Origin of the sequence: Pseudomonas antarctica (assembly GCF_001647715.1) — a bacterium.
GTDB classification, from domain to species: domain Bacteria; phylum Pseudomonadota; class Gammaproteobacteria; order Pseudomonadales; family Pseudomonadaceae; genus Aquipseudomonas; species Aquipseudomonas antarctica_A.
Map to the genome: position 1 here is coordinate 4129099 of NZ_CP015600.1, position 16079 is coordinate 4145177.

General features: G+C 61.7%; 15 protein-coding genes. 8 read left to right on the forward strand and 7 right to left on the reverse strand.

Annotation, left to right across the window (positions count from 1 at the left end; all coding sequences use genetic code 11):
* Positions 1 to 37 precede the first annotated feature (37 nt).
* From A7J50_RS18445 to A7J50_RS18460, 4 genes are all read right to left on the reverse strand, one after another.
* The gene (locus A7J50_RS18445; RefSeq protein ID WP_064453108.1) at positions 38 to 922 is read right to left on the reverse strand and encodes a LysR family transcriptional regulator; all 885 of its coding nucleotides are present in this window, start codon (positions 920 to 922) and stop codon (positions 38 to 40) included.
* The gene (locus A7J50_RS18450; RefSeq protein ID WP_064453109.1) at positions 922 to 1842 is read right to left on the reverse strand and encodes a LysR family transcriptional regulator; all 921 of its coding nucleotides are present in this window, start codon (positions 1840 to 1842) and stop codon (positions 922 to 924) included. The genes A7J50_RS18445 and A7J50_RS18450 overlap by 1 nt, the downstream gene beginning before the upstream one ends.
* Before the next feature lie 34 nt (positions 1843 to 1876).
* Entirely contained in the window at positions 1877 to 2509 is a 633-nt protein-coding gene (locus A7J50_RS18455; protein WP_064453110.1) for a glutathione S-transferase family protein, read from the reverse strand.
* A 105-nt stretch (positions 2510 to 2614) separates the two neighbouring features.
* Positions 2615 to 3487 (reverse strand): LysR family transcriptional regulator, encoded by an 873-nt coding sequence (locus tag A7J50_RS18460; protein ID WP_064454975.1) that lies wholly within the window; start codon positions 3485 to 3487, stop codon positions 2615 to 2617.
* Between the two features lie 135 nt (positions 3488 to 3622).
* On the opposite strand from A7J50_RS18460, the gene A7J50_RS18465 reads away from it, so the two are divergent.
* Together A7J50_RS18465 and A7J50_RS18470 are read left to right on the forward strand one after the other, a co-directional pair.
* The gene (locus A7J50_RS18465; RefSeq protein WP_064453111.1) at positions 3623 to 4396 is read left to right on the forward strand and encodes a glucose 1-dehydrogenase; all 774 of its coding nucleotides are present in this window, start codon (positions 3623 to 3625) and stop codon (positions 4394 to 4396) included.
* Positions 4397 to 4409: 13 nt separating this feature from the next.
* Positions 4410 to 5462, forward strand: a complete 1053-nt coding sequence (locus A7J50_RS18470) for an L-idonate 5-dehydrogenase (RefSeq protein ID WP_064453112.1) — start codon at positions 4410 to 4412, stop codon at positions 5460 to 5462.
* Between the two features lie 3 nt (positions 5463 to 5465).
* Here A7J50_RS18470 and A7J50_RS18475 read toward each other — a convergent pair whose 3' ends face one another.
* Together A7J50_RS18475 and A7J50_RS18480 are read right to left on the reverse strand one after the other, a co-directional pair.
* The gene (locus A7J50_RS18475; protein WP_053257023.1) at positions 5466 to 6257 is read right to left on the reverse strand and encodes an ABC transporter permease; all 792 of its coding nucleotides are present in this window, start codon (positions 6255 to 6257) and stop codon (positions 5466 to 5468) included.
* Positions 6254 to 6931, reverse strand: a complete 678-nt coding sequence (locus A7J50_RS18480) for an ABC transporter ATP-binding protein (RefSeq protein WP_064453113.1) — start codon at positions 6929 to 6931, stop codon at positions 6254 to 6256. The genes A7J50_RS18475 and A7J50_RS18480 overlap by 4 nt, the downstream gene beginning before the upstream one ends.
* A 132-nt stretch (positions 6932 to 7063) precedes the next feature.
* Here A7J50_RS18480 and A7J50_RS18485 point away from each other — a divergent pair, with 132 nt between their 5' ends.
* Positions 7064 to 8140, forward strand: a complete 1077-nt coding sequence (locus A7J50_RS18485) for an aldo/keto reductase (RefSeq protein ID WP_064453114.1) — start codon at positions 7064 to 7066, stop codon at positions 8138 to 8140.
* Between the two features lie 267 nt (positions 8141 to 8407).
* Positions 8408 to 9613 (forward strand): DUF1835 domain-containing protein, encoded by a 1206-nt coding sequence (locus A7J50_RS18490; protein WP_064453115.1) that lies wholly within the window; start codon positions 8408 to 8410, stop codon positions 9611 to 9613.
* Positions 9614 to 9620: 7 nt separating this feature from the next.
* Here the strand turns inward: A7J50_RS18490 and A7J50_RS18495 are convergent, their stop codons facing one another.
* Positions 9621 to 10142, reverse strand: coding sequence for a hypothetical protein (locus A7J50_RS18495; RefSeq protein ID WP_064453116.1), 522 nt, complete (start codon positions 10140 to 10142; stop codon positions 9621 to 9623).
* A gap of 206 nt (positions 10143 to 10348) precedes the next feature.
* Between A7J50_RS18495 and A7J50_RS18500 the strand changes: the two genes are divergently transcribed.
* The 4 genes from A7J50_RS18500 to A7J50_RS18515 are packed head-to-tail and all read left to right on the forward strand — an operon-like array spanning position 10349 to position 16075.
* On the forward strand, positions 10349 to 11035 hold the full coding sequence (locus A7J50_RS18500; protein WP_259746293.1) for a molecular chaperone: 687 nt from the start codon (positions 10349 to 10351) through the stop codon (positions 11033 to 11035).
* Between the two features lie 23 nt (positions 11036 to 11058).
* A complete protein-coding gene (locus A7J50_RS18505) occupies positions 11059 to 12039 on the forward strand; it encodes a fimbrial protein (RefSeq protein WP_064453118.1) in 981 nt (326 codons plus the stop codon).
* Positions 12040 to 12096: 57 nt separating this feature from the next.
* On the forward strand, positions 12097 to 14895 hold the full coding sequence (locus tag A7J50_RS18510) for an ATP-binding protein (protein ID WP_064453119.1): 2799 nt from the start codon (positions 12097 to 12099) through the stop codon (positions 14893 to 14895).
* On the forward strand, positions 14882 to 16075 hold the full coding sequence (locus A7J50_RS18515) for an EAL domain-containing protein (protein ID WP_053257031.1): 1194 nt from the start codon (positions 14882 to 14884) through the stop codon (positions 16073 to 16075). The genes A7J50_RS18510 and A7J50_RS18515 overlap by 14 nt, the downstream gene beginning before the upstream one ends.
* The last annotated feature ends 4 nt before the right edge of the window (positions 16076 to 16079 follow it).

Genomic DNA, 16079 nt, shown 5'->3' on the forward strand with positions numbered 1-16079 from the left:
ACCCATCGAGAGAATACCCACGCCAGGCAATCCACTATTACGCCAACTGAAATGCCGGATGTTCACGCAGCGCTTCCACGCAGTGGTCGACAAAACTGCGCACGCGCATCGGCGCATTGCGGCCCTCGCGGTAGACCACGTGCACCGGCAACGGCGGCCCTTCAAAAGCTGGCAACACGCGGCGCAATTGGCCGCTCACCAGATGTTCATGAACCGAGTAGCTCAGGCAGCGTATCAATCCTGCACCGTGCACGGCCGCATTGATCGCCCCTTGTACTGTGGCGCAACTCAAGCGCGCGTGCGCCTTGAGTGAATAACCTTGAAAGGCCCAGTGCACCCAATCAGCGTTGGCGATCAGGTGGTGGCGATTGAAGTCATTGGGGTGCATCGGCTCACCATTAGTGGCGAGGTAGCCGGGGCTGGCGCAGAGGATAGGCCGCACCCGCCCCACCAACCGGGCGATCAGCGACGAACTGGGCAGCTCGCCCACCAGCACCGCCACGTCCAGCCCCTCTTCGTGCAGGTTGGGGTAATAGTCGTGATAGTGGGCGACGAGGCGCACGCCAGGGTAACGGTCCATGTAAGCCGCCAACACCGGCGCCATCACATAGTGGCTGAACAGCAACGGCAAAAATACCTGCAGATTACCCTGGGGCTGCACATGCAAGCCTTTGGCCGAGGCCTCGGCGGCGTCCACGGCGGCCAGTAGGCGCACGCAGTCGGTCATGTAGGCGTTGCCCGCATCGGTCAGGCTCACACCCCGCGTAGTGCGCAGCAGCAGCGGCACGTGCAGGCGGGCTTCCAGGCGGGCAATGGCGCGTATCAAGGTTGGAGCGGAGACTTGCGCATAACGCGCCGCCGAAGCCAGGCTGGGTTGCCCGGCCAGCGCCGCAAACAGTTGCATGTCGCGATACCGTTCCATCAGCCGCGCCGCTTCATCGCCGGGTTCAGGGCCGTGTCCTGCCCGAGGCGTTGGGTGAGGAAGTCGACAAAGGTGTGGATCTTGGCCGGTACGCGGCCGCTCTTGTGAAACACCACCTGGATCGGCAGCGGCGCCGGTTCAAAATCCGCCAACACTATCTCCAGCTCCCCCGCCGCCACCGAAGCCGCGACCTGGTAGGACAGCACCCGCGTCACGCCCCAGCCCAGCCGCGCCAGGTTAATCGCGGCATTGTTCGCCGTGACCACCAAACGCGGTTCGATCGGCACTGTCAGCGGGTGACCCGCGTCGACAAACCGCCACTCACTCACCAACTGGCTGGAGGACGAGGTGACGACCTTCGCTTCGCGCAGTTGCTCAGGCCGCGACGGGCGCCCGTGCTGGTCGAGATAACCGGGCGCGGCGCACACCACTCGGCGCACTTCGCCGACCTTGATCGCCTGCTGCCCCGATTCCTGCAAATGGCCGATGCGTACGGCCACGTCGACGCCTTCATCGGTCATGTTGACCACGCGGTCGACCAGCAAGGCGTTGATATTCACCTGGGGAAAGCGGTCCAGGTAATCGCCAAGCACCGGTGCCACATACAGCTCACCGAATAGCACCGGCGCGGTCACCGTCAAGTGCCCACAGGGGATGGAATAACTGCCCGCCGCGGCTTCTTCAGCTTCATCCAATTCGGCGAGGATACGCCTGCAATCTTCCAGGTAACGCTGGCCGGCCTCGGTCAAGTGCAGGCTGCGGGTAGTGCGTGCCAGCAGTTGGGTGCCGATGCGTTGTTCCATGGCGGCGATGGCCCGGGTCACGCTCGGCGGCGAGGTGTTCAAGCGGCGCGCAGCAGCGGCGAAGCCCTCCTCCTCGGCCACCGCGAGAAACACCTGCATTTCATGAAATCGGTCCATCGGCGTTCACTCTAATAGGCACAGGGTGTTCACATTACTGTGATTGCAGGCCAACGGCCGTGCGCGGCATGCCCACAAAGCCCGGCAATGCTTCAATGCTGGCAAGCCAAGCGCGCACTTGAGGGTAGTCGGCCAGTGACACATTGCCTTCCGGCGCATGGGCCACGTAAGTGTAAAAGGCGATATCGGCAATGCTCGGTTGTTCGCTGGCCAGGAAGCGACTTTGGCTCAGTTGCTGCTCCACCAACTTCAACAGGGCGTGAGAGCGGTTGATCGCGGTGACGGTATCAACATCGGCGCCAAACACCACGGCCAGTCGCGCCGCAGCCGGCCCGGCGTGAAGTTGCCCGGCGGCGGCCGACAGCCAACGCTGCACGCATGCTTGGTCGACAGGATCGGTCGGCAGCCACTGGCCGTTGCCATAGGTGTTCGCCAGGTAGATCAGGATCGCATTCGAATCGGCCAATACCGTGCCATTGTCGTCAATCACAGGCACTTGGCCAAAGCTGTTGAGGGTGGCGATAAAGTCTGGGGATTTTTGGGCGCCCTGCTTGAGGTCCACCAGGATAAATTCCGTGGGCAGGCCCAACAGCGACAACATCAGCTCAACCCGATGAGAGTGGCCGGACATCGGAAAACCATAAAGTTTGATCGCAGACTGGGACATGCAAGACTCCAAAGGTGGGGGTGTCGGTGCCAGGGATGGTCTACCGCTGCCCCGAACAATGGAATCACCAGGATTTACAATCCAGTATTTCACCGAATGAAACAATCATTCGCCGAACAATTCCACGATCAGATCGAACACCGTGGTCTTCACTGCACTGTCCAGCTCGGTCCAGGCCAACCCTGTACTGGCCTGGAAGCCGCCCAGCTGCAGATGCCGCGACACGCAATTGGCGGGCAACGCCCGCGCCGCCTGCTGCGGCAACACCCCAATGCCCAACCCGGCGGACACCAGCGCGAGCATGGTGGTGAACTCACCCAGTTCGCTGGCGATAGCCAGCGTGATGCCCAGGGCCTGGATAAACTCGTCATAGAACCCCGGCGCGTAACGTCGCGCCAGAATGTAAACCGGCAGCTTGAGCAGGTCGCCAGGCCGGATGAAATCCTGGGCCGCCAGTGGGTGATCGATTGGCAACGCCACGCAAAAATGCTCATGCAACACCGCGCGGGTCTGCACGCCGGGGTGGGCGGCCGGCAAGCGCATCAGGCCGAAATCCAGCTGGCCGTTCTTCAAGGCAGCCGCTTGATCAGGGCCGGCCATGTCCTTGAGCTCCAGTTCGATACGCGGGTAGCGCTGGTGTACTGCGCGGATCAACTCGGGCAATAACTGTGGCAACACCGACGACACAAATCCCAAGCGCACCCGCCCGATTTCACCACGGTTGGACGCCCGTGCCGTATCGGCCGCCCGAGCGGCCTGGTGCAAGGTGGCCTGGGCTTCCGGCAGAAACACCCGGCCGGCGTCGGTCAGCGTCACCGAGTGGCGGTTGCGATCCAGCAGGCGTACGCCGAGACCGCTTTCCAGTAGCTTTATTTGCATGCTCAGCGCTGGCTGCACGATCGACAACTGTGCCGCCGCCCGCCCGAAATGCAGCTCCTGGGCCAGCACCACAAACGCGCGCAAGTGCTTGAGCTCCATCCGCCCCCCTTGGTTATCACCAATGTTGATCAGCCGATCATAAATGAACATTGGACCTACACCCTACACTGGGATGAAGTAAGCGCCATTGGACTCAACGCTTATCACCATACGCACGCCAGGAGAGACAACCCCATGCAAAACGTTTTGGAAACGTTCCGCCTCGACGGTCGACTCGCTCTGATCACCGGTTCCAGTGCCGGTATCGGCCTGGCCATCGCTCGCGGCCTGGCCCAGGCCGGGGCGCGAGTGGTGCTCAATGGGCGCAACCGCAGCACTTTGCGCGATGCGGCCGCAATGCTGACGCTGGAAGGCCTGGAGGTGCACACCCAGGCGTTTGATGTGACCGACAGCGCGGCCATCCAGGCCGCCGTCGCCGATATCGAAGAGCGCCTTGGCCCGCTGGACATCCTCGTGAACAACGCCGGCATGCAACGCCGTGGGCCGCTGGAAGACTACAGCGAGCAACACTGGCGCGAGCTGATCAGCACCAACCTCGACAGCGCTTTCCTGGTGGGCCAGGCCGTGGCACGGGCGATGATCCCGCGCAAACGTGGGCGCATCATTAATATCTGCTCGGTGCAAAGTGAACTGGGCCGTCCGGGCATCGCACCGTATGCGGCGAGCAAAGGCGCACTGAAAATGCTGACCAAGGGCATGGCCATCGATTGGGGCCCCCATGGGTTGACGGTCAACGGCATTGGCCCCGGCTATTTCAAGACCGAGCTGAATGCAAACCTGGTGGCCAACCCCGAATTCAGCGACTGGCTGGTGCAGCGCACGCCGAGCCGCCGCTGGGGAGACGTGGCCGAACTGGCCGGCGCCGCCGTCTTCCTCGCCAGTGACGCGGCCAGCTTCGTCAATGGCCACATCCTGTATGTCGACGGTGGCATCACCGCCTCGCTGTAAACCGGAGAACCTTATGCACGCTATCGTCTGTCACGCCTCGAAAGACCTGCGGGTCGATCCCCAGGATGAACCGCAAGCCCTCGCGCCCGATCAACTGCGCGTACGCATAGCCCGTGGCGGTATCTGCGGTTCGGATTTGCATTATTACCAGCACGGCGGCTTCGGCAGCGTGCGCCTGCGCGAGCCGATGGTGCTCGGCCATGAAGTGTCGGCGGTGATCGACGCGGTGGGCAGTGACGTCGGTTCGTTCAAGGTCGGTCAACGCATTGCCGTTTCACCATCGCGCCCTTGCGGCGGTTGCCGGTATTGCCATCAAGGCCTGCCCAACCATTGCCTGAACATGCGCTTCTACGGCAGCGCCATGCCCTTCCCGCATATCCAGGGCGCGTTTCGCCAAAGCCTGGTGATCGAGACGCATCAGGCCCATCACCTGGCCGACCACGTCAGCCTCGCCGAAGGTGCGTTGGCCGAGCCGTTGTCCGTGGGTTTGCATGCGATCCAACGCGCCGGCACGGTGTTCGGCAAACGCATACTGGTGACCGGCTGTGGCCCGATCGGCAACCTGCTGATCGGCAGCCTGCGCGCCGCCGGTGCCGCTGAGATCGTCGCCGTGGACCTGTCCGCCAGCGCCCTCGTCTGCGCCGAAAAAATGGGCGCCACGCGCCTGCACAACCTGGCCGACAGCACCGATGCACTCAAGCGCTACACCGCTGAAAAAGGTTACTTCGACGTGATGTTCGAAGTCTCCGGCAGTGCCCAGGCCCTGCGCAATGGCCTGGAATGCATCGCCCCGCGCGGTGTGCTGGTGACGGTCGGGCTGGGTGGCGATGTGTCGCTGCCGCTGAATGTGCTGGTCAGTCGCGAGATTGAATTGCGCGGCACCTTCCGCTTCCACAGCGAATTCGTCCAGGCGGTGGACTTGCTCAACCGCCACATCGTGGATGTGCGCCCGGTGATCTCCCACACCGTGCCGTTTGGCGACGCGGTGCAGGCATTTGAGTTGGCGGCGGATAAGACCCAGGCGATGAAAGTGGTGCTGGACTTTGGTGTGCCGGACTTGGGCTGACCGTCAGCGTTCTTCCAATCGGTCGCGCAAAAACCGGTGGCTCCTGGAGAACAGCCGCCGGTAGGTGAGCAGTACCGCACCGACCGTGCCCAGCGCCGACGACGCGGCGATCAAGAACATGATGACGATCTGGTAGCGCACCGCATCCACCGGGCTCTCCCCCGCCAGCACCTGGCCAGTCATCATGCCCGGCAAGCTGACGATGCCCACCACGGTCATCTGGTTCAGCGTCGGGATCATCCCGGCGCGCACCGCCTGGCGGATGGCTTCCTGCGCCGCTTCCCAACGCGAACCGCCCAGGGCCAGGATCATCTCGATGGTGTTGCGCCCCGAGGTCAGCTCCTGAGTCATGCGCTCGATCCCCAAGGACACACCGGTCAGGGTATTGCCGAGGATCATCCCCAAAATCGGGATCGCATATTGCGGCTCGTACCACGGGTGGATCCGGATCACCGCAAACAAACCCACCGCCGTCACCAGCCAGGAACTGCCCCACACCGAGAGGATGCTGTCGACCCGCTGCCCGCGATAGGTCCTGCGCCCACGCCCCGCCGCCGACAGCCCGGCAATCAAGGTCATCGCACACATCAGTGGCAGCACCACATACCAGTACGCGAACTCGAATACCCAACCCAGCAAGTAACCGATGGCCAACAGTTGCACCACCGTGCGCACCGCCGCCCAGAGCAATTGGCGACCGAGGCCCAGGCGCAACAGCAATGACAGCGCGCCGTTAATCAGAATCAGCGAGGCGGCGATGCCCATGTCCAGCGCGGTGAGGTTTTGATAGTTCATGGTTGGGCCGCTCCACTCAGGGCACCGGCATTCATGTGCAGGTGGATGGCGCTCATGCGTTGGGCCTGGTCCAGGTCGTGGGACACCCAGATATAGGCGCGGGCGTTATCGGCGGCATACCAGGCGGTGATCAGCGCTTCGACATCACGCGAGGATGTCGGGTCGAGTGCGGCAGTCGGTTCGTCCAGCAACAGCACTTCGGGGTTCAGTTGCAAGGTCCGAATCAGTGAGACCACCTGGGACTCACCGCCTGACAAGTCACCGGCAATCTTGGCCAGGAAGTCCGGTGTTTTACCGGCGTGCCCCAGCAGTGTGGTGACCGCCGCCAGATCAAAGCTGCGCTTGCGCAACGTCTTGAGGCTGAAGGGGAAACGCAGGTTGTCTTCCACCGTGCCCTCGATCAGCGCGGGGCGTTGTGAGAGGTAGCTGATGTGGCTGCGATAGTGGGGAATCTGCGCGTCGGCGATGGGCTGGCCGTTCCACAGGACCTGCCCGCGGGTCGGCGCATCCAGCAATGCCAGCGCACGCAGGAACACGCTTTTACCGGAACCCGAGGAGCCGGTGATGGACACGCGGTCGGCGCGGTTCAAGCAGAAGTCCGTCGGTTGCAGCAACGCCACTTGGCGGCGCTCGTCCCTGCGCGTAAGGCCGCGGGTTTCTATCAGTGCGCTCATGAACGCGGGGTTCCTCTTAAACCGTGTTGGGTGCAATGGTGAGGCACGCGCAGGAAGATTTCATGAAAAAATTCAAACTATCGCCACCCCTGTCGTTCACACGTTCACGTGCAACGTAAAACAGGAGGCGACATGCAATACCGTCAACTGGGCCATTCGGGCCTGCTGGTATCCGAAATCATCCTCGGCACCGTACCGTTTGGGGGGCGCGCCGAGTTTGCAAAATGCGGCGCGGTGGACGTGCCCCAGGCCAAGCGCATGTTCGACATCGCGTTTGACGCCGGGGTGAATATGGTCGACACCGCCGACCTGTATTCCCACGGGCTGGCCGAGGAAGTCGTCGGTAAAGCCTTGGGTGACAAACGTCACGACATCCTGCTGGCCACCAAGGGCCGCAGCCCCGTGGACAAAAACCCGAACAACTCCGGCTCATCACGTTACCACCTGATCCGCGCCTGCGAAGCCAGTCTGAAGCGGCTGGGCACCGATCATATCGACCTCTACCAGCTGCATAACTGGGACGGCGTGACGCCCATCGAGGAAACCCTCGAAGCACTGCGCCTGTTAGTGGGCTCCGGGAAAATCCGCTACTTCGGCACCAGCAACTTCACCGCCTGGCAGATGATGAAAACCCTGGGCAAAGCCGAGCTGCACGGCATGCTCAAACCCATTACCCAGCAGATCTACTACACACCGGAATCTCGCGAAGCCGAGTACGAATTGCTGCCGATGGCGCTGGACCAGTCCATCGGCACCCTGGTGTGGGGCCCGATGGGCGAAGGCCTGCTGACCGGCTCGACCCGGCGCGGGCACAAGCCGCCGGCCAACACCCGGCAGGGCAGCGACTGGCCGGAACCCTATGTGCATGACCCGGAGCGTGCGCTGGATATCATCGAGACCCTTGCTGCCGTGGGCGATGAGCTGGGTGTGTCGGTGGCGCGCACTTGCCTGGCCTGGCTCAAGGATCGCCCGGGGATCACCTCGCTGATCGTCGGCGCCCGCACCGAAGCGCACCTGCGCGACAACCTGGCGGCGACCGAACTGAAACTTACCGAGGCACAAACTTCGCGCATCGAGGCGGTCACGCGCCGACAGCCGTTGTATCCGTACTGGCATCGATTCACCGCCGGGATTGATCGCTTTGATCCAGCGGAGCAGCCCTTCCTGGCGGAACATCAAAAGACCATGGATGCCAGAAAAGATAAGTAAAAGGTCACGCAAATCCCAATGTGGGAGCGCGCTTGCCCGCGATAGCGGTGGATCAGCTAGTGAATCTGGTGACTGACACTGCGCAATCGCGGGCAAGCCCGCTCCCACAGTTTTGAATTGCACTGAACAGCAATCCTGCCTATATTTCCCGCCTGGCGCTCTCTACGCCACCTTCCGCGGAAAGGGCTGCGCCCAAGATACTCAAGCACTACCTCATTTCTACGACTCCCAACCTTAAAGCGGAAAAGGTTTGTACAAGGAGATCGTATGTCGCCACGCCCCGCATCCTCGACCCATCACGGCCGTATCAACCTTGAGCAGCAGCGCAAGCGCGCCAAGGAGCTATTGGCGCAGCTGAAAAGCCAGGACCCCAGTGCCACCTTGTCGCAAGCCCAATGGCAGGTTGCCAGACAGCTCGGTTTCAGCAGCTGGCCCAAGCTCAAGGCCCATGTCGACGCCCTCGATTTCGCCGCCCGCCACCCAACGTTCGATGCCTGCGATGAAGCCCGCACCACCCACTGGCGCTGTGGCAGTGACATTGCCCACAGCCTGCAACTGGCGGGGTTCAAAGGGCAGTTCCGGATGCTCACCGATCCGTTGTGCATGGGGCCGGTTCGCGACCTGCCCAGCGAAGATTTCCGCGCCCTGCGCAGTGCCTTTATCAGCCAGGCCTTTGCGCTGGACTGCGTTGATGTCGCGCGCCGCGTTGACGATGAATATAACCAACTGGACACCTTGGCCAGCGCCGACCACAGCGTGCTGTGGTGCGAGGCGGATGCCTACGATCAGCTGTTTCTGATCCGCGCGCTGGCTGGTCTTGAACAGGCACCGCCCAGGCTGGAGCTGATTGAGGTCGACCGTATTCCCGGGGTCGAGCGCTTTATCGGCATCGGCCAGTTGGCACCCGATGTCCTGGCGTGGCTATGGCCGCAGCGACGGGTGATCTATGATGCAGCAGTCCAGTTGGCCCAACAGGCCTGGGCGGCTTACTGCGACAGTTCACCGGTCAAGCTCGCGGAACTGGCGCACAACACGCATGCGTCGCTGCCCTTTCTCGCGCCAGCGCTACTGCGCCAGTTACAGGAGTTGCCAGGTATTCTGGATGGCCTGTCACTCACCGAGCGCCTGTCGCTAAGGTACATCGCCGAGGTTGGACCGGTGCCCTTCGGCAGGGTATTCGCCGAGCTGATGGCCAAACGCGAGCCGCTGCCGTTCCTGGGCGACATGATGTTCCATGCCCTGCTGCGGCCATTAATCGATGGGCCGAACCCCTTGCTGATCGAAACCGAAACCGACCGCGAATGGCCACGCCGCGAGCTGGTGTTGACGCCTTTGGGCGCTCGGGTTCTGGACGGTGATGCCTATTGGCTGGACCACGCCAGCCATGAGCGTTGGGTCGGTGGTGTGTGCCTCAAGCCCGGCCAACCGCATTGGACTTTGGGCAGCGATTGCCACCCCGTCTGGCGTGACTGACCCCAGTTTACCGCTTGGGCGATAACCCGACGGCGCACGCCACCACCGCCGGGTCGCCCAAAGGGATCGCCCGCGGTGCCACCGAGGGTGGCTGCGTCCGGCTGTCGACGGCGCGCAGTATCGGGCGCTCAACGGTCGGCAGGCTATGGTCGGGGTCGACAATCTCCATGCAACGGCGCAGCGAGTTGAAGTCCGGCGACTGCGACAGCGACAGGTGCAACGTCTGGCTCACCGATACCGACACCACCGAACTCTGTGCGCATTGCCCGTCATAGATCAGCGTGTGGCGAATCAGCGGATTGTCATGGCAATACTTCAACAGGTTGACTTGCCTGGATCGCACCAGCGCTGTGTTGATGATCAACAAGTCGAACGCCACGCAACCTGAGCGCGTCAACGCCTGCAACTCCTCGAACGAACTCAAGGGGGCGATACGGTGATAGCCCAGCTGGTTGAGCATTTTCTCGATCTTGATCCGTTGCAACAAGTCTGCATCAGCAATCAGAAGGCGTAACGCTTTATTGGACATAGGGTAAACCTGACAGTTGGGCATCAGCGTCGATCATTCAACGCTGAACACGGTAACCGTCAGCGGGAAACCTGACTTTAAGGCGATTCTGAAACGGTCACCGGGTGCACCGGCCAACTTTTAAGAATCGCCTGAAAGCCCTCGCATCACCTCGCCCCTACCATGGCCTGCGTCCTCTTACGCTTCCATGGAATTCGTCTGTGCTCATGTTTTTACTCAGAATGGTGCTGATTGCCTGCGGGCTGCTGGTACTCGCGCCGCCGCCTGCCAGCGCGGCACTGAAGATCGAAGGCACGCGCTTGATCTATTTCGGCCAGGACAAGGCTGCCAGCATCAACGTGGTCAACCAGGCGTCGCGCGAGGTGGTGGTGCAAACCTGGATCACCGGCGATGACGACTCAACCGGCGGCGCGGTGCCGTTTGCCGCCACCGAGCCGCTGGTGCAACTGGGCGCAGGGGAGCATCACCCACTGCGCATCCTGTATGCCGGCGAAGGCTTGCCCACCGATCGCGAATCGCTGTTCTGGCTCAACATCATGGAGATTCCGCTCAAGCCGGAAGACCCCAACAGCGTGCAGTTCGCAATTCGCCAACGGCTCAAGCTGTTCTATCGGCCGCCCACGCTCAAGGGCGGCTCGGCCGAGGCGGTGCAGCAGTTGGTCTGGAGCAGCAAGGACGGGCACACCATAACGGTCCGCAACCCCAGCGCGTTTCACCTGTCGCTGGTGAACGTACAGACCGACAGCGTGACGCTCAGTGACTACCTGCTGCTCAAGCCTCAAGAGAGCAAAACCCTGACCGCACCGAGCGCCTTGCCCAAGGGCACCACCCTCCATTTCACCGAAATCACCGATATCGGCTTGCAGGCCCGCCATAGCGCGGCGCTCAAGTGATAGATCGCGGGGTATTTACACCTATGTCACTCACCAAACGCTGCTTACCAATACTGCTGTGGGTCTGCGCGGCCCTGCCCGCCACCAGCCATGCGCTGGCTTGCCGTGAGGACGGCACCGGCTCGATCATCACCCAGGAAGCGCTGGGCACCGCACTGGCCGTCGCCGCCGATGCCCCCAACGGCAGTATTATCTGGGAGTCGGGCCCACGCTCGACCAATGTGATCTGCAAGGACGACTACAGCGTCGGCCGCGAAGAGGTGTATTTCTATGTCAACCCGGCCGGTGTGAGTATCGGCACGGGCATTCGTGTTGGCATTCGCTATAACAATCAGCCGATTACCCAAAGCACTGGCAAGGTCGGCACCGGGTTCTTTTCCGACCGGGGCTGCACCTCCAACTGCGTCGGTTGGGACAAGGCGCGCTTTACCCTCAACTTCAGTGTCTTCATCGAGAAGTACGACCCCACGCCACCGAGTGGCCAAGCCAGTACATTGACCTCCTACCGCGTATTCCAACTGGACGGCGTGCGCGGGCTCAACTCAAGGCCCAACAGCAACTTCAACTACGTGGTCACCGGCATGAACGGCATCCGCTTCGTGCCTTGCACCCCCGAACTGACCATCACCCCCAACGTGGTCAAATTCCCCACACCGTCGCGCAAGGCGTCGATCGGTGAAGTCGCCAGCAGCGCGAACTTCAGTTTGAACCTGCGCAAGGGCTGCGACACGCCCTACACCGTCAGCGCACGCTTCGCCAGCACATCGGGGGGCGGCAGCGTGATCAACGGTTTGCTGGTGCCGGATAACAACAATTCGGTGGGCATCTCGTTGTCCCGCGCCGAGAGCGAGCAGCCATTGCCGTTCAACGATTGGTTCACCCTGCAGCAACTGATGGGGCTGGGCCAGAGCCACGATGAATTCCGCGCCGACCTGAAATGGCGCACCCTGCCAAAACCCGGCGCGTTCGACGCCGCCGTGGTGGTGGATATGTATTACAAGTAGATGATTTTTAAGGATCGTCTTATGCCACGCGCAACGGCCCGCGCTTAAAGTCTGCCGATGCGATTGAAAAGTTATCTGCTCCAGATCAACCCCGTCCTCTCCCGACCCGAAGCAGCCAGAAGGCTGCTTCGTATTTTTGCGACCGTGTTGCTCGTCGGCATCCTGAGCGGGGTCTATACCTTTCTGCTGTCCACCTTCAACAACGACATTTCCCAGCGCCGCGGCTACATGAGCAGCGCCATCGCCGAAGCCCATACCTTTTTCACCAACCGCCAGGCCTTGCTTGAAAGCCTGAGCCTGTCGGCGGTGCGCAAGCAGTCCAGGCTTTACCCTTCCTCGCAGGAAGAACAACACCTGGAGCTGGGCAATACGCCCGGCAACCAGTGGAGTATCTGGCTGACCGCGCGCATGCGCGACTACCTCAAAGCCAAGCAACTCAACCTGCTCTATGTGAGCCCCGACCCCATCCCGCAGGTGACGCGGCTGTACGACGCGACCGCACAGGTATTGCCGATTTCCAAGTGCATGCTCAACCGCCTCAAGGCCCTGCAACACAGCGACCCGGCCACGCTCAACGAGCTGTGGCTGAGCGACAACACCGAACACCACTCGCACCTGTACATCTTCATCCGCCTGGACGACCGCGATGCCAATTCCGGCTGGCTCGGCCTTGAGATGGAGAGCCGCGAGGTGTCCTCGACCCTCAGCGACCAGAGCGCCGGGGAGTTCATGATGCTCAACTCCCAAGGCATGCTGGTCTTTACCAACAGCCCTGATACCCCACTGAGCCGGCAACACCTCAAGCCCGACGAAGAGAGCTTCTTCGGTTTCGTCGGCAGCGGGCTCTTGCCCGACCACCTGGTAATTCGCAAGCACTTGAAGTCTTCGGAGTGGCAACTGATGTACTCCATCGACCTGCGCGCGGTGGTCACCGGCTTATGGAAACAGCTGCTCGGTTCGCTGTTGTTCTGTCTGTTCAGCCTGATGCTGATCGGGTTGGTGATGCGCCGTGTCGACCAGCGTTTTATCATTCCCTCGATCCATCGCATCCAGGCGCTGATCGAAAGCGAGGCATTCGGCCGTGATGTGATCCAGACCGCGCCCGTCGCCCTCTGCGTACTGCGCCGCACCGACGGCCAGGTGGTGCTGGAAAACACCCTGGCCCAGCAGTGGCTGGGCAACGGCCCGGAGCGCGAAGCATTGCGCGCCGGCTGGATCGAACAAGCCTTTGCCAACGGCCCGTCCGAACGCAGTGACTACTTTGAAACCATCGACGGCCGCCACCTGTACCTGAGCAGTGCGCCGACCCGCTATAAAGGCGAGGACGTGCTGTTTTGCGCGTTCAGCGATATCAGCGCGCGCAAGCAAGTTGAGGCGGCGCTTGAAGAAGCGCGGCATTCGGCAGATGCCGCCAACGCCGCAAAGACGTTATTCCTGGCGACCATGAGCCATGAAATCCGCACGCCGCTGTATGGCGTACTGGGCACCTTGGAACTGCTGGCGCGCACCCAACTCGACAGCCAACAGAAAGACTACCTGCATGCCATCGAAGGCTCGTCCTCGACCTTGCTGCAATTGATCTGCGATGTGCTGGATGTGTCGAAGATCGAGGCCGGGCAACTGGCACTGGAGTTGAGCGAATTTTCACCGCTGGACCTGGTGCACGAAATCATCCAGGGCTATGCCGCAGCCGCCCAAGGCAAGGGCCTGCAACTGTATGCCTGCTTCGACCCGAAGTTGCCGGAACGGCTGATCGGCGACGTGACGCGCATCCGCCAGATTCTCAACAACCTGCTCAACAATGCAGTGAAATTCACCGACTACGGGCGCGTGGTGCTGCGGGTCAAAGTGCTTGGCCGCGACGGCGAACGCTCCAGCCTGCTGTGGCAAGTCTCGGACACCGGCAAAGGCATCGCCCAGGAAGACCAGGCGATGATTTTCGAGCCGTTTTACCAGAGTGAAGGCAACACCAACGTGGTCGCCGGCACCGGCCTGGGCCTGCCGATCTGCCAGCGCCTTACGGAATTGATGAACGGCAATATCCGTATGGTCAGCGAACTCGGCCTGGGCAGCAGTTTCAGCCTGATCCTGCCGCTGGAAGAAGCGCCCACCACGCCGATGACCCCGTTGCTGGCCGAGACCATTTACGTGGCCTCGCCGATCCCGGAGTTGGCGAATTCCGTCAGCGGCTGGTTGCGCCGCTGGGGCGCGCGGGCCCAGACCGGCCTGCCGACGCTGCCGGACAACCATCTGCTGCTGCAAGTGCATCCCGGCAGTGTCGACCCGTTGCTGGTGCCCGAGTGGCCGGGGCCGGTGATTCACGTGAGCAGCAACACCTGTACCGCCGTGGAAGCCGAAGCCGGCGCCTGGCACGTCAACCTCAACCATCTGGGTGCGATTCATCAGGCGGTGAGCCAGGCGCAGGGGTTGTGGGTGGCCCGTGCCGATGAACAAACGCGCCAGCGCGACCTGAATAAACTCAACCTGCACCTGCTGGTGGCTGAAGACAACATCATCAACCAGTTGATATTGCGTGACCAACTCGAAGAACTCGGCTGCACCGTGGAGCTGGCGGCCGATGGTCAGGAAGCGTTGCAGCTGTACACCGCCGGCAACTTCGACGTGGTGTTGACAGATGTGAACATGCCCCACATCAACGGCTATGAACTGGCGCGCGAACTGCGCCGCCTGGGCTCACCGTTGCCGATTATCGGGGCCACCGCCAACGCCATGCGCGGCGAGGCCGACCTGTGCCTGGCCGCCGGCATGAACCACTGCCTGGTCAAACCCTTTGCGTTGCGGGCTCTATTCAACTCCCTGGCGCCTTATGCACGGAACACTCATGAAGCCTCTTAGTATTTTGATTGTTGAGGACCATCCCCTGCAGCACATCTATCTGCAGCACTTGCTCAGTGAGTTGGGGGATTTCATGCTCGAAACCGCCGAAGACGGCAAAGAAGCGCTGGAGCGACTGCGCCAGCGCGATTTCGACCTGGTTCTGACCGACCTGCTGATGCCCGGCATGGACGGCGTGCAGTTTATTCAGTGCCTGGCCAGCCTGCGCTGCAAACCGGCGCTGGCGATCATGAGTGCGGCGTCGCGGCGCATGTTGATGGCGGCAAGCCTGGTGGCGAAAAACCTCGACGTAGAAGTAATCGGGCTGATCTCCAAACCGGTCGCTGCCGATGCCTTGCGCAGCCTGGTGGAACAGCTCAGGAACAAGGTGCGCAAGCCCTCCCCCGAATTGCCCGAACACATGGACATCGACCGTCACACGCTGGTGCAGGCCATGAGCAGCGGCCAGTTCCAGGCCTGGTTCCAACCGAAAAAATCCTTGGCCAACGGCCGAATCGTCGCCGCCGAAGCCCTGGTGCGCTGGATGCATCCGGAGCAAGGCGTGATGCTGCCTGCTGCGTTCCTGCCGGCGATCAAGGCATTTGAACTGGAGGAACGCCTGTTGTGGCTAGTGCTCAAACAGGCCATCCACGCCCAAGAGCATTGGCGCCAGCGCGGCTATGAAATCCCGGTATCCATCAACCTGCCCACCCACCTGCTCAACAGTCACGACCTGGCTGACCGTTTACTGGAGTTCGTGCTGCACCACGATGGCATCCCGGGAATGATCTGTTTCGAATTGATGGAGTGCTCGGTGCCGCAGGACATCAGTAATTTCTATGCCGGTGCATGCCGCCTGCGCATCAAGGGCTTCGGCCTGTCCCAGGATGATTTCGGCAAGGGCTACAGCTCGTACCTGAACCTGGTGTCCACGCCGTTTACCGAGCTCAAGATCGACCAGGCGCTGGTCCAGGGCAGTCACGACAACGAAGGCATCGCCCAGGCATTGGCGAGCATCATCGCGCTGGGCCGCAAACTCGGCCTGACCGTGGTCGCCGAAGGCGTGGAGACACCCCAGCAATTAGCCCTGCTGCGCAAAATCGACTGCAACCAGGTACAGGGTTTCCTGATTTCCCATGCGGTCTCTTCGGACCAATTTCAGCAATTACTGAACAATGATGGCCCCGCGACATCTCACTAGCTGG